This is a genomic window from Afipia sp. OHSU_II-C1, from assembly GCF_000497575.1.
In the GTDB taxonomy this organism is placed as follows: Bacteria; Pseudomonadota; Alphaproteobacteria; order Rhizobiales; family Xanthobacteraceae; genus Afipia.
In genome coordinates, this window is sequence record NZ_APJI01000030.1 from 37,612 (window position 1) to 54,575 (window position 16,964).

The window sequence follows — 16,964 nt, forward strand, 5'->3', positions numbered from 1 at the left end:
GCAGCGAGCGAAGACGGGCGGGTGAGGGCGTAGAATCTCTCGATAGATTTAGAGCCCCTCACCCCAACCCTCTCCCCGCTGGGGAGAGGGAGTAAATCATGCCTGCGATCACCAGCTCGCGGTGCCCTTCATGGTCGGCGCGCCTGAAGCATTCGCCGTCCACACCTCAAGTCCTGCATCGGTCTCATTGCCGTTGACGCTGAATTCTGCGCCATCGAACAGCGGATTGACACCGCGATAAACAAACTTTGCGGGCGCCTTGCCGCCGCGCTGACGGGCGGCGAATTCGATCAGCAGCGAGGCCTGCAACGGCCCATGCACGATCAGTCCGGGATAGCCCTCGACCTTGGTGACATAATCGCGGTCGTAGTGAATGCGGTGGCCGTTGAAGGTCAGCGCCGAATAGCGAAACAGCAGCACCGGATCGGCCATGTGCGTTTCGCGGATCTTTCCGGCGGGCGCAGGTGCTGGCGCAGCGGCGGGTTTCTGGTCGCCCGGCGCGGGCATGTCGCGATAGACGATATCGTGGCGCTCGCGGATGGCGACACCGCGCGGCGTGGTGATGGTGTGCTCCACCGAGACAAAGCACAGTGTGCCGGTCGAGCCGGTCTTCAGGTTCACATCGGAAATGCGCGAGGAGCGCGTCACGGCATCGCCGACGCGCAGCGGATCGATGAACTCGATCTGGCCGCCGGCCCACATCCGGCGCGGCAGCGGCACCGGCGGCAGGAAGCCGCCGCGTGCGGGGTGACCGTCGGCGCCGATTTCGCTCATCGGCGCAACCGGCTGCGCGAGGCACCAGTGCGTCGTGAGCGGCGCGGCGTCGCCCTCAGCGGGATTGCCGATGTCGAGGAACAGCGTGGCGCGCAGGCCTTTCACCAGTTGCGCCGTGATGACGTCGGATGCTTCCTGGGTGCGGCCGACCCACTGGCGCAGATGATCGATATCGGGTTTCGCGCTCATGATGTCTTGCCTCGCGGAATTTCGCCGGTGGAATCGCCGACAGCAGGCACGGCGCCGTAGTGCCGCTGCTCACCGACGACAATGGATGCGGGCGCGGGATAGGCGACGGTGCCGTTCGGCGTTGCGACCTCGATCCGGCGCAGATGCGGATGCGTCGATAAATCGTCCATCGTGTTCACTTCGGCGAAGGCGATATCGGCATCGTCCAGCCGCTTGAGCAGGTCGTCGCGCGTCATGGTCGCGAACACACCGGCCACGGTGTCATCGGTCAGTTTGCGGTTCTTCACGCGCTCGACCATGCTGGCGAAGCGCGGGTCGTTCGGCAGGTCCGGCATGCTCAGCACATCGGCGCAGAGCTTTTTCCACTCGCGCTCGCTCTGGATCGAGATCAGGATGTCGCGGCCATCCTTGGAGCGGAACACGCCGTAGGGCGCGATCGAGGTATGGGCGAGGCCCATGCGCTTCGGCGGCTGGCCGTTCTCGGCGTTGAGCAGCGGCACGGTCAGCCAGTCAGCCATCACGTCGAACATCGAAATGCGGATGTCCGCGCCTTGTCCCGTTTTGCCGCGCCCGATCAGCGCTTCGAGGATCGCGGCATGAGCGGTCGCGCCGGTGGCGATGTCGACAATGGAGAGGCCGACGCGCGCAGGTGTCTCCGGGCCGCCGGTGATCGAGGCAAGGCCGCTCTCGGCCTGAATCAAAAGGTCATAGGCCTTGCGCTCGGCATAGGGACCTTCATCGCCGTAACCCGAGATGGTGCAGATGACGAGGCCCGGATAATCCTTGCGCAGCCGCTCGCGGGTGAAGCCGAGCTTGTCCATCGAGCCGGGCTTGAGATTCTGCACCAGCACGTCCGCGCCCGCGATCAGGCGCTCCAGTGTCTTGCGGCCCTCGTCGGTAGCAAGATCGATCACCACGGACTTCTTGCCGCGATTGAGCCAGACGAAGTAGCTGCTCTGCCCCTTGGCGGCGGCGTCATAGCCGCGCGCGAAGTCGCCTTCCGGCCGCTCGACCTTGTAGACTGTCGCGCCTGCGTCAGCGAGACGCGAGGTGCAGAAGGGGGCGGCGACCGCCTGCTCGACGGCGATGACGGTCAGTCCTTCAAGCGGCAGCATGATGAATGTCCCAAAGCTCAGGTCCTGCTTTTGTCATTGCGAGCGAAGCGAAGCAATTACCTCTCCCCGAGGGGGAGAGGTCGGATCGCGTCAGCGATCCGGGTGAGGGGGGGCGAATTTCAATTCGGACATTTAGAGCCCCTCACCCCAACCCTCTCCCCACAGGGGAGAGGGAGAAGAAGGCGCAAGATTGCTTCGCTTCGCTCGCAATGACGGCATGTTGATCAATACGACCGCGGCATGCCGAGCACATGCTCGGACAGATGCGACAGGATCAGGTTGGTGGAGATCGGCGCGACCGAATAGAGCCGCGTCTCGCGGAATTTGCGCTCGACATCGTATTCCTCGGCAAAGCCGAAGCCGCCGTGGGTCTGAATGCAGGCATTGGCCGCCTCGAACGACGCATCGGCGGCGAGCATCTTCGCCATGTTGGCTTCCGCGCCGCAATCCTTGCCGGCCTCATAAAGGCGGGTGGCTTCCTTCACCATCAGTTCGGCGGCGCGCATGTTGGCGTAGGATTTGGCGATCGGAAACTGGATGCCCTGGTTCTGGCCAATCGGGCGGCCGAACACGATGCGCTCCTTGGCGTAGTCGCTGGCCTTCTTGATGAACCACTTGGCATCGCCGACGCATTCGGAAGCAATCAGGATGCGCTCTGCATTCATGCCCGACAGGATGTAGCGGAAGCCCTTGCCCTCCTCGCCGATCAGGTTCTCGGCGGGCACCTTCATGTTGTCGAAGAACACTTCGGTGGTGGCATGGTTCATCATGGTGCGGATCGGGCGGATGGTCAGGCCGCCGGACTTCTTCGCTTCCTGCATGTCCACGATGAAGACCGACAGGCCGTCGGTGCGCTTGGCCACCTGGTCCTTCGGCGTGGTGCGGGCGAGCAGGATCATCAGATCGGAATATTCGGCGCGGCTGGTCCAGATCTTCTGGCCATTGACCACGTAGTGGTCGTTGCCTTCCCGTTTGGCAAAGGTCTTGAGCGAGGATGTGTCGGTGCCGCTGGTCGGCTCGGTGACGCCGAAGGCCTGCAGGCGGAGTTCGCCGCTGGCGATGCGCGGCAGCCACTTGGATTTCTGCTCCTCGCTGCCATGCCGGAGCAGGGTGCCCATGGTGTACATCTGGGCGTGGGTGGCGCCGCCGTTGCATCCGGAGCGCTGGATCTCCTCAAGGATCGCGGCCGCCGCCGACAGCTTCAGGCCGGAGCCGCCGTATTCCTCGGGGATCAGCACCGAGAGGTAACCGGCGTCGATCAGCGCCTGCACGAATTCCTTCGGATAGGCCATCTCGCGGTCCAGCTTGCGCCAGTACTCGCCGGGGAATTGCGCGCAGAGCTTGGCAACGGATTCGCGGATGTCGGAAAAGTCTTGCTCGTGATGTGTCATGAGGGTGTGTTTGGCAGATCGCCAGCCTGTATTCCAGCGGTTTGGGACGCGCAGCCATATTCCGAAATTGCATCCGTGGCGCAGCCACTGGCCACAAGAGGCCCGCCACGAAAGATGGCATCAGACGCGGTTACGCGTTGATGCGCACCGGGAGTTCCTCGTAGCCCTTCACAAAGCTCGAATAGATCCGCTTGGGCTCGCCGACCACCTCGATGTTGTCGAACCGCTTGAGGATTTCTTCCCAGATGATCTTGAGCTGCAGATCGGCCAGCCGCATGCCGACGCAGCGGTGGATGCCGAAGCCGAACGACATATGGGTTCGCGGCCGGGCGCGGTCGATGATGAAGCTGTCCGGGTTTTCGATCATCTCGCCGTCGCGGTTGCCGGAGACATACCACATCACCACGCGGTCGCCCTTCCTGATCTTCTTGCCGCCGAGTTCGGTGTCCTGCAGGGCGGTGCGGCGCATGTGGGCCAGCGGCGTCTGCCAGCGGATCACCTCGGGCACGAAGCTGTCGATCAGCGCATGGTTCTCGCGCAGCTTGTCGTACTGGTCGGGGTTCTCGTTCAGCGCCAGCACCGAGCCGCTCATCGAGTTGCGGGTGGTGTCGTTGCCGCCGACGATCAGCAGGATCAGGTTGCCGAGCAGTTCATCCCGGTTCATCTCACGGGTGGCGTCGCTGTGCGCCATCATCGAGATCAGATCGTTACCCGGATTCTTGAGGCGCTCGTTCCACAGGCGGGTGAAGTAGTCGGCGCATTCGCCAAGCTCGCGCAGGCGCTGCTCTTCGCTCTCGTAGATGCCGCTCTTCGGCAGCGCCGTGGAGAGGTCGGACCAGCGCGTCAGCATGCGGCGGTCCTCCCACGGGAAGTCGAACAGCGTCGCCAGCATCTGCGTCGTCAGCTCGATGGAGACGCGATCGACCCAGTTGAACGTCTCGTTGCGCGGCAGATTGTCCAGGATGGTGGCCGAGCGCTCACGAATAAGAACGGCGAGGCGGTCGAGATGCACCGGCGTAAACATCGGCTGCACGGTCTTGCGCTGCGGGCCGTGCTTCGGCTCGTCCATCGCGATGAAGCTCGGCCAGTTATAATTCTCGCCGACGTCGCGCAGGCTGATGCCGCCGTATTTCACATCGGACGAGAAAATCCCGGCATTGGTGTCGACATGCATGATGTCGTTGTACTTGGTCACCGACCAGTAATCGCCGACCGGGCAGGTGGTGCAGTAGTGCACCGGCTCTTCCTTGCGCAGCCGTTCGAAGTAGGGCCACAGCGTGTCGCTCCGGAACAGTTCAGGCGCGCCGACATGGAAGTCCGAGAGCGGCATCGAATAGGCCTTCTCGCGCGCCGCCTTCTGGCGCTCGTCGCGGGCCATGCTGATCGTTCCATGCATCGTTCGTTTCCCTTATCCCAAGGCGTGAGTGTGTCTGACGCCAGAATTCTTATCGCCGGATGCCGGCTTGCTATGACGCCAGCCGTACCGGAAGGGTCTCGTAGCCCTTGACGAAACTGGAATACACCCGATGCGGCGGCTCGACCACTTCGATGTTGTCGTAGCGCTTGAGAATTTCCTCCCAGACGATCTTCAGTTGCAATTCCGCCAGGCGGATTCCAACGCAGCGGTGAATGCCGAAGCCGAACGACAGGTGCTGACGGGGCCGGGCGCGATCGATGATGAAACTGTCGGGGTTCTCGATCACCTCGTCGTCGCGGTTGCCCGAGACGTACCACATCACGACCTTGTCGCCCTTCCTGATCTGCTTGCCGCGCAGCTCCGTGTCCTGCAACGCGGTGCGGCGCATATGCGCCAGTGGCGTCTGCCAGCGGATGATTTCCGGCACCATGCTGTCGACCAGGGCGTGATTGTCGCGCAGCTTCTGATACTCGCGCGGATTCTGGTTCAGCGCGTAAAGGCCGCCGGACAGCGAGTTGCGCGTGGTGTCGTTGCCGCCGACGATCAGGAGAATGAGGTTCCCCAGAAACGTCTTGGGATCCATGTCGCGGGTCGCTTCCGCGTGCGCCATCATCGAGATGAGATCGCTTTTCGGCTCGGCATCGATCCGCTCGTTCCAGAGCCTTGAGAAATAGGCGGCGCATTCCTGCAGTTCGGCCTGCCGCGCATCCTCGGATGCGATGATCTCGGTGTTGCCGGGAAGGGCGGTCGCGACATCGGACCAGCGCGTCAGCTTGCGGCGCTCCTCCCACGGAAAATCGAACAGGGTCGCGAGCATCTGGGTGGTCAGTTCGATGGAGACCCGGTCGACCCAGTCGAAGGTGGCGTTGCGGGGCAGCGAATCCAGACACTGCGCGGCGCGCTGGCGGATCGTGCCGGCGAGCTGGTCGAGATGGGTTGGCGTGAACATCGGCGCGACCGTCTTGCGCTGCGCGCTGTGTTTCGGCTGATCCATCGCGATGAACATCGGGCGGCGAAACTCGGGCGGCGCGTCGCGGATGGTGATTCCGCCGAGGCTCGACTCCGAGGAGTAGATCTGATGATTGGTCTCGACATACATGATGTCGTTGTACTTGGTGACCGACCAGTACGCGCCGAACTCGCTGTCCTTGCAGTAATGGACAGGGTCTTCCTTCCGCAACCGCTCGAAGTACGGCCAGAACGTATCGTTGCGGAAACGGTCGGGATCGCCGGGATTGAGCTCCGCAAGCGGCGTCGAATAGGCCTCGTCTCGCGCCGCCTTCAATGCGGAATCGTGTGAAGAATCGAGGCTCCCGTGCATCGCCGCTTCTCCCTGATTGCGCTCACGGGTTGATCCCTGACGCATGTGTTTTGGGGAATTACATCAGCTTCGCTGGCAGCCCGGCAAGTCGCAGTTTTGCCGCCCCGGCGCGGCCACGGTAGGAGCATGCCGGTGCCATCGGAGGGAACCATTACGAAGATGTTCGCGTAAAAGTTGCTTAACCAGTTAACCCTAGCCTTGGTGCGTCGATCTGAGTCAGGGGCACAGGAAATGCAATTGTTCAAATCTTCTCATGGACTTACCGAAAAGCTCGACGCGCTCAATAAATCGCAGGCCGTCATCGAGTTTAACCTCGATGGCACGATCGTGACCGCAAATCCCAATTTCCTGAACACCATGGGTTATCGGCTGGACGAAATTCAGGGCAAGCACCACAGCATGTTTGTCGATCCCGAACTGCGCGACCGGCCCGAATATCGCGAATTCTGGGACGCGCTGCGCCGGGGAGAGCACCAGTCGCGCGAGTTTCTCCGCATCGCCAAGGGCGGGCGCCAGGTCTGGATCCAGGCGTCGTACAATCCGCTGCTGGGCCGCGGCGGCAAGCCGTACAAGGTGGTGAAGTTCGCCACCGACATCACCGAACAGAAGCTGAAGAGCGCCGATTACGAAGGCCAGATCGCGGCCATTCACAAGTCGCAGGCCGTGATCGAGTTCAATCTCGACGGCACTGTCATCACAGCGAACGAGAATTTCCTGAAAACGCTCGGCTACCGGCTGGACGAGATCGAGGGCAAGCATCACCGCATGTTCGTCGAGCCTCAGTATCGCGACAGCGCGGCTTACCGCGATTTCTGGGATTCGCTGCGCCGAGGTGACTATCAGGCCGCCGAATATAAGCGCGTGGGCAAAGGCGGCAAGGCAGTCTGGATTCAGGCGTCGTACAATCCGATCCGGGGCGCGGATGGCAAGCTCGTCAAGGTGGTGAAATTCGCCACCGACACCACGGCGCAGGTCGAGGACCGAATCCGCCGCGGCGAGTTGCAGAAGTCCATCGACCTCGACCTCGGACAGATCACCGAGGCTGTGACCTCGACCTCCGAGCGCGTGACGTCGGCGGTGAGTGCCTCGACACAGACGTCGTCCAACATGCAGGCCGTTGCCTCGGGTGCGGAGGAACTTGCAGCTTCGGTGAGTGAAATCAGCCGCCAGGCGTCGGATGCGCTCTCCATCTCGCTTCAGGCGGTGCAACAGGCCAACGAGACAAGCGCCATCGTTTCGGGTCTCGCCATCGCGGCGCAAAAGATCGGCGATGTGGTCAAGCTCATCAACAACATTGCCGAACAGACCAACCTGCTCGCGCTCAACGCCACCATCGAGGCGGCGCGTGCGGGCGAGGCGGGCCGGGGCTTCGCCGTCGTCGCGTCGGAAGTCAAAAGCCTGGCGACCCAGACCGCGAAGGCGACCGACGAAATCAGCGCGCAGATCGCCGAGGTGCAGGGTACCACCACCAGCGCTGTCAGTGTTATCGAGGCCATCACGCAGACGATCTCCCGCATCAACGAAATCTCGGCGGCGATCGCGGCGTCGGTCGAGGAACAGGCGTCGGTGACCCAGAGCATCTCGTCCAACATGCAGGTCGCCGCGAAAGGTGTGACCGATATCAACGCCAACATGACCGATATCGCGGAGGCGACCCGCTCGGTCGATGAATCGACCCGCAAGGTGCGGGAGGCTTCGCGCGCTCTGGCGTAACGCCTGCGAAATTGCCGCCGAAATGTCAGCCACAAGACATTTCGGCATCCCGCTTTATGGCCATCTCCCCGCAGACTCGGGGCAGGATTGCTGTCGGGAAGGTGCCGGCATGTTCCGGCGCTTCCGCTCTTCTCCCCGCAACCGGCCCGTGGCATTGTCCGCCAAACAAGGGCCGGCCTTCGTTAAAGGGGCGACCCCCGGGGAGAGAACCTGATGATTCCGAACGCGCACAGCATGTTCAATTTCGATCTCGGCGAGACCGCGGATGCGATCCGCGAAACCGTCCGCGATTTCTCGGCAAACGAGATCGCGCCGCGTGCCGACGAGATCGACAAGAGCAACCAGTTTCCGCGCGACCTCTGGCCGAAGATGGGCGAACTGGGCCTGCTCGGCATGACGGTTGAAGAGGAATTCGGCGGCTCGGGGCTGGGCTATCTCGAACACTGCATCGCGATGGAGGAAATCTCGCGCGGGTCCGCCTCGGTGGGGCTGTCCTATGGCGCGCACTCGAACCTGTGCGTCAACCAGATCCGCCGCAACGGCAACGACGCCCAGAAGCGTAAGTATCTGCCGAAGCTGATCTCCGGCGAACATGTCGGCGCGCTGGCGATGTCAGAGCCTGGCGCAGGGTCGGACGTCGTGTCGATGAAGACCCGCGCCGACAAGAAGGGCGATCGGTACATCATCAACGGCAACAAGATGTGGATCACCAACGGTCCGGTTGCCGAGACGCTTGTTGTTTACGCCAAGACCGATCCGGCAGCCGGTCCTCGCGGCATGACGGCATTCCTGATCGAAAAGGGCATGAAGGGATTCTCCACGGCGCAGAAGCTCGACAAGCTCGGCATGCGCGGTTCCGATACCGCGGAGCTTGTGTTCGAGGATTGTGAAGTGCCGGAGGAGAACGTCCTCGGCAACGTCGGGCGCGGCGTCAACGTGCTGATGTCCGGCCTCGACTACGAGCGCGCCGTGCTGGCGGCGGGACCGCTCGGCATCATGCAGGCCTGCCTCGATGTCGTGATGCCATATGTCCACGAGCGCAAGCAGTTCGGCGAGCCGATCGGCAGCTTCCAGCTCGTGCAGGGCAAGGTCGCCGACATGTATGTCACGATGAATGCGTCCCGCGCCTATGTCTATGCGGTCGCGAAGGCCTGCGATCGTGGTGAGACCACGCGCGAGGACGCGGCTGGCGCGATCCTTTACGCGGCGGAGCGCGCAACCCAGTGCGCGCTGGATGCGATCCAGTTGCTGGGCGGCAACGGCTACATCAACGACTACCCGACGGGGCGGCTGCTGCGCGACGCCAAGCTCTATGAGATCGGCGCGGGCACCAGCGAAATCCGCCGCATGCTGATCGGCCGCGAACTGTTCGAGAAGACGGCTTAGGCGACCTCGACGTCATTGCGAGCGAAGCGAAGCAATCCATTCTAAAAAGAAGAAGCTGGATTGCTTCGTCGCAAGAGCTCCTCGCAATGACGAAGCGCAAAGCCGCGCTCGGGCGATGCAAGGCTACCGTGGCAGGATGTTGACCTTGGCGACCCATGCCCGCACGTCTGGCAGAATGGCCGGCAGCACATCGCGGACTTCATCGACGGTCATGCCTGCCTTGATGCGGGGATCGTACAGGATGTTCATGATGTACTGGTCGTAGACGTCGAAGAAGCCCATCGAGACGTCGTCGTTGAACATCGTCCATGGCACCGAGTCGGTGTCGTTGATCGGCCCGAGGGATTGCAGCAATTCCTCATAGGCGCAGTCGAGAAACACGAAGTCGCTGTTATCGACCGTCAGGATCACGTCCGAGTGCTGGATCTCGTAGTTGTCGTTCTTGCGAAATCCGGACAGGCATTGCGGGTCCAGCGTGTCGTGAATTTCCTTGGCCTTCTCAGCGCCGTAGAACGACGTGATGGTTTTCTGAAGATCGCGGTCGCGAACCAGCGTGATGATGGTGTTGGCCTCGTCGCGCTTGTTCGTCACTGCAATGTCGAGATGCTGAACCCGCCTTGCGATGTCGCCGACAACCTTTCCGATCTGCTTTTTCCGGTCGGCGCGGGAGCCGTCGATAAAGACGCGCACCGGCATGTGGTATTTGCGGATGCGGTCGACGCGCCCGGCCAGATGATACTCCGCGCCGAACGCCGTCTTCATGAAGCCGTCGATGATCTGGCTGTCGGTGAAGGTCTTCTTTTCGTTGCGCTGGCGTGCGCTGATATTGGGCCCTTCGGCAAGGGTCGGCGACCACAATGTCGTGCTGAGCGTCAGGCTGCCCAGCAGGACGATGCCCGGTATCAGCCGCCGCATTGTTGAAGACGTTTCCATGACAACCTGAGCTAGCCGTCGCTCCGCTCGCGCGCAAGAGCGTTCGCGGCCAGTCAACAAATGCGAAGACCGGCCACAGGGGCCGGCCTTCAAGAGCTTGCGGCAGGACCCGAGCGGGCCATCCGGACCTTAGTTCTTGACGATGACCGTCGCGCCCACCTGCACCCGGTTGTAGAGGTCGATGACGTCGTCATTGACCATGCGGAAGCAGCCTGACGAGACAGCCTGACCGATCGTCTCCGGCTCGTTGGAGCCGTGAATGCGATAGAGCGTCGAGCCGAGATACATGGCGCGTGCGCCGAGCGGATTGTCGGGTCCGCCGACCATGTGGCGCGGCAGATCGGGACGGCGGCGCAGCATCTGTGCCGGCGGCGTCCAGCTCGGCCATTCCTTCTTCGCGGTGATGCGATGGACTCCGCCCCAGCGGAAGCCGTCGCGGCCGACGCCAATGCCATAGCGCAGCGCCCGGCCACCTTCCTGAACCAGATACAGCCGGCGTTCCCTGGTATCGACGATGATGGTGCCCGGCGCATAGTTGCCCTGGAAACTAACTGTGGTGCGCGGAATCGGGCCGGAGCCGCCTCCCATTCCGCCGCCGCCGAAAAGCTGAAGCAGCGGATTGAACTCCTGATCCGCCATCGCAAGGCTGCTGCTGCCCAACAAGGTCGCTGCGGTAAGAATTACGGACAATAGGCGCGTCATTAGAATCCTCATAGAGATCGTCAGACCGGGGCGAAAATGCTGGCGAACCAAATCACAGGTGCCAAGAACATCGCGAGAAAGGCCACAATTTGCGTGTTTTCGCAACCCACGGACGCGTGAAAGGCTTCGGGGCAGCCCATTATCTGCCTGAGGCGTGACTTCTGCGAGACATGCCACATCCGCACAGTCATGCTGCTGTTCCAACCTACCGCAGGCTTTGACGAACTGTCATAAGGATGGTTCATCTAGCGATACTTCAACAAAAAGCCTCGAACGGGAGTGGAATGATGAACGGCGCGGAAAGTCTGGTGCGAACATTGGTCGCGGGCGATGTGAATGTCTGCTTCACCAATCCGGGAACATCGGAGATGCATTTTGTCGCCGCGCTGGATCGTGTCGAGGGGATGCGATGTGTGCTCGGGCTATTTGAAGGCATCGTGACCGGCGCCGCCGACGGGTATTATCGGATGTCCGGGAAGCCGGCATCGACATTGCTGCATCTCGGGCCCGGCCTCGCCAACGGCCTCGCCAATCTGCACAACGCCAAGAAGGCGCATTCCGGCATCGTCAACATTGTCGGTCAGCATGCGACCTATCACATCGAATACAACGCGCCGCTGACCTCGGACATCGAAGGTCTCGCGCGGCCGATGTCGGCGTGGGTTCGCACCTCGCCGGACTCGAAGTCCATTGCGCGCGACGGCGCTGCCGCCATTGCGGCGGCGCGAAGCCATCCGGGCCAGATCGCGACGCTTATTCTCCCCGCCGACACAGCCTGGAATGAAGCCGATGGCATCGCGCAGGTGCCCGAGGATTCGCAGCGCGCCAGTTATTCGCCGCAGGCGGTCGATGAAGCCGCGCGCGTTCTGCGCAGCGGTGAGCAGACGCTGCTGCTGCTGACCGGCAAGGCGCTCACGGAAGAAGGACTGGCGCTCGCCGCGCGCATCGCCGGCAAGACCGGATGCAAGGTCATGGGCCAGACCTACAATCCGCGCATGGCGCGTGGCCGCGGCCGCTTCTCCATCGACCGCATTCCCTATGTGATCGAGCAGGCGCTGCCGATCCTGAAGGATTTCCGCCACATCGTTCTGGTCGAGACCAACGACCCGGTGGCGTTCTTCGCCTATCCGAACAAGCCGAGCCTGCTGAAGCCGGAAGGCTGCGAGGTGCATCGCATGTGCGAATCCGGCGAGAACTCGGTGGCGGCATTGCACGCGCTGGCCGATGCGCTCGGCGCCAAGGCGGCGGATGCGCAGCCTCAGAAGCTGATGGAGCTGTCCAAACCCACCGGCGCGCTGACGCACGCCTCGATCGCGCAGGCGATTGCGATGGCCATTCCGGAGAACGCCATCGTGGTCGATGAATCGATCACCACCGGCCGCGGATTCTTTCCGCCGACGGCGGCAGCCGCTCCGCATGACTGGCTTCAGAACATGGGCGGGTCGATCGGCTTCTCGACCCCCGTTGCGACCGGCGCCGCGGTCGCCTGTCCGGACCGCAAGGTGATCTGCATGGTCGGCGATGGCAGCGCGATGTACACGCTGCAATCGCTGTGGACGCAGGCGCGGGAGGGACTCGATGTCACCACGATTGTGTTTGCCAACCGCACCTATCAGATCCTCAAGGGTGAGTTCGCCGGCGTCGATGCGGGCGAGCCCGGCCGCAAGGCGCTCGACATGCTGAACATCGACAATCCCGCCCTCGACTGGGTATCGCTGGCCAAGGGCATGGGCGTGTCCGCGCAGTCGGTCACCACGGCGGAGGACTTCTCGAACGCACTGACCAATTCGGTGCGCGAAAAGGGTCCGCGGCTGATCGAAGTGGTGATGTAACCGACAACAAGAGAAGGAACCCTGCGCGAGGCTTTTGCGTTGAATACGCAAGAGCATTCTCGCGGGGGGTTCTGAGATGAAAGTCTTTCAGGGCTCGTCCTTCAGCCCCGACACCATTGCCGCCATGACGCAGGCCTTCGAGGAGGCCGTCGAGACCCTGCCATTCCCGGTGGGGTCGGCGCGGGTTCAGGCGCTCGCGAAGAACATCATCGAGCTTGCGTCGCAGGGGGAGCGTGACCCGGAGCGCATGAAGCTGCTGGCCCTGCTGGCGCTGAAGTCAGTCCCGCACGACTGAGGGCCGCGCCCGTGAAACGTCTGCGAATTTCCGATGGTGCGGGCGGTATCATGGAAAGGTTTAGTTAAGTCTTCGGCAGCTTCTTGCCGCTAGGTTAGCCGTGGCTTCAGCGAGCACTCGTATGGCGAAGCCGTCATGTGCAAGAAATGCAGTGAGGCTGATCCGATGAAGACGGTGTTTGGTTTTATCCGTGACGAGAAGGCTGCGACATCGATCGAGTATGCCCTGATCGCAACGGGCATCGCGGTAGCGATCGTTGCTGCGGTCAACGGTCTCGGCACCACGCTCGGCGGCAAGTACGCCACGGTCAAGGCCGCGTTCGATTGATCCGACGGTCGGCGCGTTCCGCCGGCGCCATTCCAGCCAGCAAATTTTGCCTTTCGCTCCGGCGTGCAGACAGCCTAAGACAGAACGGGTCTTGGGCGAGGATGCACATGGGCGAGGCGGGCGCGCGACGTTTCCACCCGGAGCTGGAAAGCCTCCGGGGGCTGGCCGCGTTGTCCGTTGCCGGATTCCACATTTCCCAATCGCCTGCGCTGGTGGGCGGCGAGTCCGTCATCCTGAAGGCGATGCCGTCGGCGGCCATGGATGTGCTGAAGATCCTGTTTCAGGGCCAGCCCGCGGTGGTGTTCTTTTTCGTGCTGAGCGGCTTTGTGCTGACGGCCTCGCTGCAAAGGACGCCGCGCCCCGTCGCTGAAATCGCCTTGCCGTTCGCGATCGCGCGCATTTTCCGGATTTACCCGGCGTGGATATTCGCCATCCTGATGTTCGTCGGAGTCTACTGGCTGACGGGACGAACATTGAGTGTCGTTCCGTCGCTGGCGGAGACAATTCAGAACATCCTGCTGCTGTCGGTCTCGATCGACGGTGTCGGCTGGTCGATCCAGACCGAGCTGCTGGCGATCCCCGTTCTTCTCATCGCGCTCCACTGGATCGCCGCCGGGAAGATTTTCAGGATTCTCGTCATCGCTTCGGTGATGGCCATTCTGACAAATCCCATGAAGGTGATCCTGCCGCTGGAGGGCGGCGAGCCGCGGGCGATATTCCTCTACTGTTTTCTGTTCGGCGCGCTCACCCATGTTCTCCTGCCGCGTGCGCAGCCCCGCCATGCCAATGCGCTGTTCGGCCTCGGCGTGGTGCTGTTCTTCGCCGGCGTGACCTTGTTCGCGCGTCACTTCAACGTCAGGGACGCCTGGGTGACGATCGCCTCGTGCCTGATGATTGCCGGCGGCGCTTTGGGCTTGCGTGGATGGCTGACGGTCCTGCGCGACAATGCCGTCCTCAGGTTTCTCGGCAGGGTGTCGTACAGTTTCTATCTGCTGCATCCGCTGACGCTGATGATCTGCTGGCAGATGGAGAAGGAGCTTGGCGCGGCGCTGCAGGCCGGATGCCCGCCATGGCTGGCTCTCCTGATCATGCTTGTCGTGTCGAGCGCGGCCGTGCTGCCGCTCGCAGCGCTGTCGTATCGCTTCGTTGAAAAGCCGTTCATCCGGCTTGGTCATCGGCTGACCGCATCGATGCGCGCGCGTGAGGCGGCGCTGGCCGGGTAACGGGTCTGATTTCTGTGAAGGCGCCGAAAACGTCTGGTGAGAAAATGGTGGGCGCACAAGGGATCGAACCTTGGACCTCTCCCGTGTGAAGGGAACGCTCTCCCGCTGAGCTATGCGCCCGGAACCACCGGATATCTTTCGGAGCGGCGATTTACGAAAGCAGGGGCACAGGTGTCAAGCGCAGTCGGCCCGTGTGCTTGAGAAATCGGCTCAAATCCAGCCGATGTGCTGGATAATCAGGTTAGCCCGGCTGACGTGCCCGCGAGGCGTGGGCCTGCAAGGCCCGAATCCGTTCGGCCAGCGTGCCGCGCGGCTCTGTCGCCGCCGGTGCCGCTCCGTTGGGGGCCGCGCCGTTTGTGGTCGTTGCCTTGACGATCGTGCTGATGGCGGGCTTCTGCTCTTCGGACGCCAGGATCGCCTCGATCGGCGAGTCCGGTCCTTCCAGCGTCACAGCAAGCTTGGCGACTTCGGCTGCGATGTCATTGATGCGCTCGCGCAGCAGCGCGTTTTCCATGCGCTCTGTGGACCAGGAGCTTTCCGCCTGCTGCTGAATGAGATTGATGTCGCGCTGAAGTTTGGCGCGCTCATCCCGGGCGACGGTGAGCTGTTCCTCCAGCGCGGCCTTCTCCGTGCGAAGCTTCTCCACCGCCGCTGAATTGCCGGTGCCGGATGCCATGTCCTCGCGCAGCTTCTGCTCGGTCTGTTTCGCGGCCTCGGCCTGCTGGCGGAGCAGGGTGTTCTCGTATTCGCGCTCGGCGAGAATCTTGCCCTGCAAGGCAAGACGGTTTTCGAGGTCCGTGACCCGCGTCGACAGCATCTCGGTTTCCTTGGTCTGCACCACAAGCTGGCGATCGAGGTCGGTGACCTTCCCGCTCAGGTCCTCGACCTTTCCGCGCGCATCGCTGAGTTCGCGGGTCGCGATCTCGGCCTCGTTGCGATGATCGGTGAGGCGCTGCTGACTGCTGGAAACTTCCTTCTCGGCGTCGTTGACGCGGCTTTGCAGGGCTTCGATCTGGCTGCGGACCGCCAGCAGTTCGACCTGACGGCTTTCCGCCGTCATCGAGCGCTGGGAGAGCTCGCTGTTGAGCTTGCCGAGTTCACCCTGCTTGTCCGCGAGCTGCTGTTCTGCGATGCGCAGCGCCTGCGTCTTGGCGCTGAATTCTTCTTCCGTCGCCCGCAGCTGATCCTTCAGCGCCTTCTCGCGCGCTTCCAGCGCGAAAATCGCCGCGTTCTTTTCGCCGAGTTCGATCTTGAGGCGGTTGATCGCATCCGATTTCTTGCCGAGTTCGGCGAGCTGGCTCGAGGTCTTGTTCTTGAGCTGCTCGACGCTCATTTCGAGCCGGCGGGCGGACATCGCGAACTCGGCCCGCAACTGGTCCTTGTCGGCCTGGATCTCGGCCATCGAGAGCGGGGTCGCGGCTTCGAGGCGCTTGGTCGTGAGCCGGACTGCGCGGTTATGGACCAGCGGCACGATCATCAGACCGAACAGCATCGAGACCAGAAAACCGATCGCCAAATACATGATCGGTTCGACCATATGCGTACCCCTGCGTGAGAAAATATTAACTGTTTCACCATGCCACGGCGGGCCGGGAAAAAGCTAGCGGGACAGCGCGTTAACGTGAATCCGCCCGCCGCCGGAGGCAGGCGGGTTTACGCCGCGATTATGCAGTCAGGAAAGTGTCAGAAAGGGTTCCAGGTCGCGCGGGGCGTGAACTTCAGGTAGCCGATATTGGCGCCGAGCCGCAGGCCGACGCCTGAGCGGATCGGGACCAGCACGATGCCGTTCGCCGTCAGCGCCGTCATGCCGAAGCCGCCGATAATGTAGGCAGAGCCGTCGATGCCGGCAAAGCGCTGATAGATCGCGTCGGTCGCGGGCAGGTTGTAGACCAGCACCATGGTGCGCGCGCCGTCGCCGCCCCAGTCGAAGCCGACCGACGGTCCCTGCCAGTAGACCCGCAGGTCGCCGGCATTCTTGGTGTAGAGCGTGCCTTCGCCGTAGCGCAGTCCCGCGACGAAAGCACCGCTGCCTTCCTCGCCGAGCACGTAGCCGTTGGGCAGGCCCCACTGGCTCACTGCGCGCTCGATCACGGACGCCAGTCCGCGCGACACGTTGCCGAAGAACCGGTGGCCCGCGCCGACCAGTTCGTCCGGACCATAGGTATTTGGGGCGCGCTGTTGGGCCGAGGCCGGCACGGCCAGGGAAATCGTCGCCGCAAACACCAGCGCCGCGATGCGCAAAGCAAAGGTCATGAAAGAACCCCTTGGACCACAGATGGCCGAGTTGCATGTCCATCGCTTAACGCCTTGCTGAGAAGCAATGGCATAAGCTGCGGTCCCACGTCC

General features: G+C 62.6%; 15 protein-coding genes and 1 tRNA gene. 6 read left to right on the plus strand and 10 right to left on the minus strand.

Annotated elements, in window-relative coordinates:
• Positions 1-108: 108 nt before the first annotated feature.
• The 5 genes from I554_RS0124695 to I554_RS0124715 form a co-directional block, all read right to left on the minus strand.
• Positions 109-963 carry a MaoC family dehydratase N-terminal domain-containing protein gene (locus tag I554_RS0124695; RefSeq protein WP_024576171.1) on the minus strand — a complete coding sequence of 285 codons (855 nt, stop codon included), beginning with the start codon at positions 961-963 and terminating at the stop codon, positions 109-111.
• Positions 960-2,078 carry a CaiB/BaiF CoA-transferase family protein gene (locus tag I554_RS0124700; protein ID WP_024576172.1) on the minus strand — a complete coding sequence of 373 codons (1,119 nt, stop codon included), beginning with the start codon at positions 2,076-2,078 and terminating at the stop codon, positions 960-962. The genes I554_RS0124695 and I554_RS0124700 overlap by 4 nt, the downstream gene beginning before the upstream one ends.
• A 224-nt stretch (positions 2,079-2,302) precedes the next feature.
• Positions 2,303-3,469 (minus strand): acyl-CoA dehydrogenase family protein, encoded by a 1,167-nt coding sequence (locus I554_RS0124705; RefSeq protein ID WP_024576173.1) that lies wholly within the window; start codon positions 3,467-3,469, stop codon positions 2,303-2,305.
• Between the two features lie 130 nt (positions 3,470-3,599).
• Positions 3,600-4,865 carry a cytochrome P450 gene (locus tag I554_RS0124710; protein ID WP_024576174.1) on the minus strand — a complete coding sequence of 422 codons (1,266 nt, stop codon included), beginning with the start codon at positions 4,863-4,865 and terminating at the stop codon, positions 3,600-3,602.
• A gap of 70 nt (positions 4,866-4,935) precedes the next feature.
• Positions 4,936-6,207, minus strand: coding sequence for a cytochrome P450 (locus I554_RS0124715; protein WP_024576175.1), 1,272 nt, complete (start codon positions 6,205-6,207; stop codon positions 4,936-4,938).
• Between the two features lie 231 nt (positions 6,208-6,438).
• On the opposite strand from I554_RS0124715, the gene I554_RS0124720 reads away from it, so the two are divergent.
• Both I554_RS0124720 and I554_RS0124725 read left to right on the plus strand, forming a co-directional pair.
• Entirely contained in the window at positions 6,439-7,920 is a 1,482-nt protein-coding gene (locus tag I554_RS0124720; RefSeq protein WP_024576176.1) for a PAS domain-containing methyl-accepting chemotaxis protein, read from the plus strand.
• A gap of 213 nt (positions 7,921-8,133) precedes the next feature.
• Positions 8,134-9,306, plus strand: a complete 1,173-nt coding sequence (locus I554_RS0124725; RefSeq protein WP_024576177.1) for an isovaleryl-CoA dehydrogenase — start codon at positions 8,134-8,136, stop codon at positions 9,304-9,306.
• A 123-nt stretch (positions 9,307-9,429) separates the two neighbouring features.
• Here I554_RS0124725 and I554_RS0124730 read toward each other — a convergent pair whose 3' ends face one another.
• Together I554_RS0124730 and I554_RS0124735 are read right to left on the minus strand one after the other, a co-directional pair.
• The gene (locus I554_RS0124730) at positions 9,430-10,239 is read right to left on the minus strand and encodes a DUF2927 domain-containing protein (protein ID WP_024576178.1); all 810 of its coding nucleotides are present in this window, start codon (positions 10,237-10,239) and stop codon (positions 9,430-9,432) included.
• Between the two features lie 129 nt (positions 10,240-10,368).
• Entirely contained in the window at positions 10,369-10,941 is a 573-nt protein-coding gene (locus I554_RS0124735) for a L,D-transpeptidase (protein WP_024576179.1), read from the minus strand.
• A gap of 287 nt (positions 10,942-11,228) precedes the next feature.
• Here I554_RS0124735 and I554_RS0124745 point away from each other — a divergent pair, with 287 nt between their 5' ends.
• The 4 genes from I554_RS0124745 to I554_RS0124760 all read left to right on the plus strand — a co-directional run bounded on the left by I554_RS0124745 (position 11,229) and on the right by I554_RS0124760 (position 14,618).
• The gene (locus I554_RS0124745; protein ID WP_024576180.1) at positions 11,229-12,773 is read left to right on the plus strand and encodes an acetolactate synthase large subunit; all 1,545 of its coding nucleotides are present in this window, start codon (positions 11,229-11,231) and stop codon (positions 12,771-12,773) included.
• A gap of 76 nt (positions 12,774-12,849) precedes the next feature.
• Positions 12,850-13,068 (plus strand): hypothetical protein, encoded by a 219-nt coding sequence (locus I554_RS0124750; RefSeq protein ID WP_024576181.1) that lies wholly within the window; start codon positions 12,850-12,852, stop codon positions 13,066-13,068.
• Between the two features lie 165 nt (positions 13,069-13,233).
• Positions 13,234-13,395 (plus strand): Flp family type IVb pilin, encoded by a 162-nt coding sequence (locus I554_RS0124755; protein ID WP_024576182.1) that lies wholly within the window; start codon positions 13,234-13,236, stop codon positions 13,393-13,395.
• Between the two features lie 107 nt (positions 13,396-13,502).
• The gene (locus I554_RS0124760) at positions 13,503-14,618 is read left to right on the plus strand and encodes an acyltransferase (RefSeq protein WP_024576183.1); all 1,116 of its coding nucleotides are present in this window, start codon (positions 13,503-13,505) and stop codon (positions 14,616-14,618) included.
• A 45-nt stretch (positions 14,619-14,663) separates the two neighbouring features.
• Here I554_RS0124760 and I554_RS0124765 read toward each other — a convergent pair.
• The 3 genes from I554_RS0124765 to I554_RS0124775 all read right to left on the minus strand — a co-directional run bounded on the left by I554_RS0124765 (position 14,664) and on the right by I554_RS0124775 (position 16,871).
• Positions 14,664-14,738, minus strand: a tRNA-Val gene (locus I554_RS0124765).
• A gap of 121 nt (positions 14,739-14,859) precedes the next feature.
• Positions 14,860-16,155: a hypothetical protein gene (locus I554_RS0124770; RefSeq protein WP_024576184.1), complete on the minus strand. Its 1,296-nt coding sequence runs from the start codon at positions 16,153-16,155 to the stop codon at positions 14,860-14,862.
• A 146-nt stretch (positions 16,156-16,301) separates the two neighbouring features.
• Positions 16,302-16,871 carry a DUF1134 domain-containing protein gene (locus I554_RS0124775; protein ID WP_024576185.1) on the minus strand — a complete coding sequence of 190 codons (570 nt, stop codon included), beginning with the start codon at positions 16,869-16,871 and terminating at the stop codon, positions 16,302-16,304.
• Between the last annotated feature and the right edge of the window lie 93 nt (positions 16,872-16,964).

Excerpts from the sequence above, each read along its gene's own strand:
- I554_RS0124775 (WP_024576185.1), bottom strand. The coding sequence starts at position 16,871 with ATGACCTTTGCTTTGCGCATCGCGGCGCTGGTGTTTGCGGCGACGATT.
- I554_RS0124750 (WP_024576181.1), top strand. The coding sequence starts at position 12,850 with ATGAAAGTCTTTCAGGGCTCGTCCTTCAGCCCCGACACCATTGCCGCC.
- I554_RS0124730 (WP_024576178.1), bottom strand. The coding sequence starts at position 10,239 with ATGGAAACGTCTTCAACAATGCGGCGGCTGATACCGGGCATCGTCCTG.
- I554_RS0124725 (WP_024576177.1), top strand. The coding sequence starts at position 8,134 with ATGATTCCGAACGCGCACAGCATGTTCAATTTCGATCTCGGCGAGACC.
- I554_RS0124705 (WP_024576173.1), bottom strand. The coding sequence starts at position 3,469 with ATGACACATCACGAGCAAGACTTTTCCGACATCCGCGAATCCGTTGCC.
- I554_RS0124745 (WP_024576180.1), top strand. The coding sequence starts at position 11,229 with ATGAACGGCGCGGAAAGTCTGGTGCGAACATTGGTCGCGGGCGATGTG.
- I554_RS0124735 (WP_024576179.1), bottom strand. The coding sequence starts at position 10,941 with ATGACGCGCCTATTGTCCGTAATTCTTACCGCAGCGACCTTGTTGGGC.
- I554_RS0124715 (WP_024576175.1), bottom strand. The coding sequence starts at position 6,207 with ATGCACGGGAGCCTCGATTCTTCACACGATTCCGCATTGAAGGCGGCG.
- I554_RS0124720 (WP_024576176.1), top strand. The coding sequence starts at position 6,439 with ATGCAATTGTTCAAATCTTCTCATGGACTTACCGAAAAGCTCGACGCG.
- I554_RS0124710 (WP_024576174.1), bottom strand. The coding sequence starts at position 4,865 with ATGCATGGAACGATCAGCATGGCCCGCGACGAGCGCCAGAAGGCGGCG.
- I554_RS0124695 (WP_024576171.1), bottom strand. The coding sequence starts at position 963 with ATGAGCGCGAAACCCGATATCGATCATCTGCGCCAGTGGGTCGGCCGC.
- I554_RS0124760 (WP_024576183.1), top strand. The coding sequence starts at position 13,503 with ATGGGCGAGGCGGGCGCGCGACGTTTCCACCCGGAGCTGGAAAGCCTC.
- I554_RS0124700 (WP_024576172.1), bottom strand. The coding sequence starts at position 2,078 with ATGCTGCCGCTTGAAGGACTGACCGTCATCGCCGTCGAGCAGGCGGTC.
- I554_RS0124755 (WP_024576182.1), top strand. The coding sequence starts at position 13,234 with ATGAAGACGGTGTTTGGTTTTATCCGTGACGAGAAGGCTGCGACATCG.
- I554_RS0124770 (WP_024576184.1), bottom strand. The coding sequence starts at position 16,155 with ATGGTCGAACCGATCATGTATTTGGCGATCGGTTTTCTGGTCTCGATG.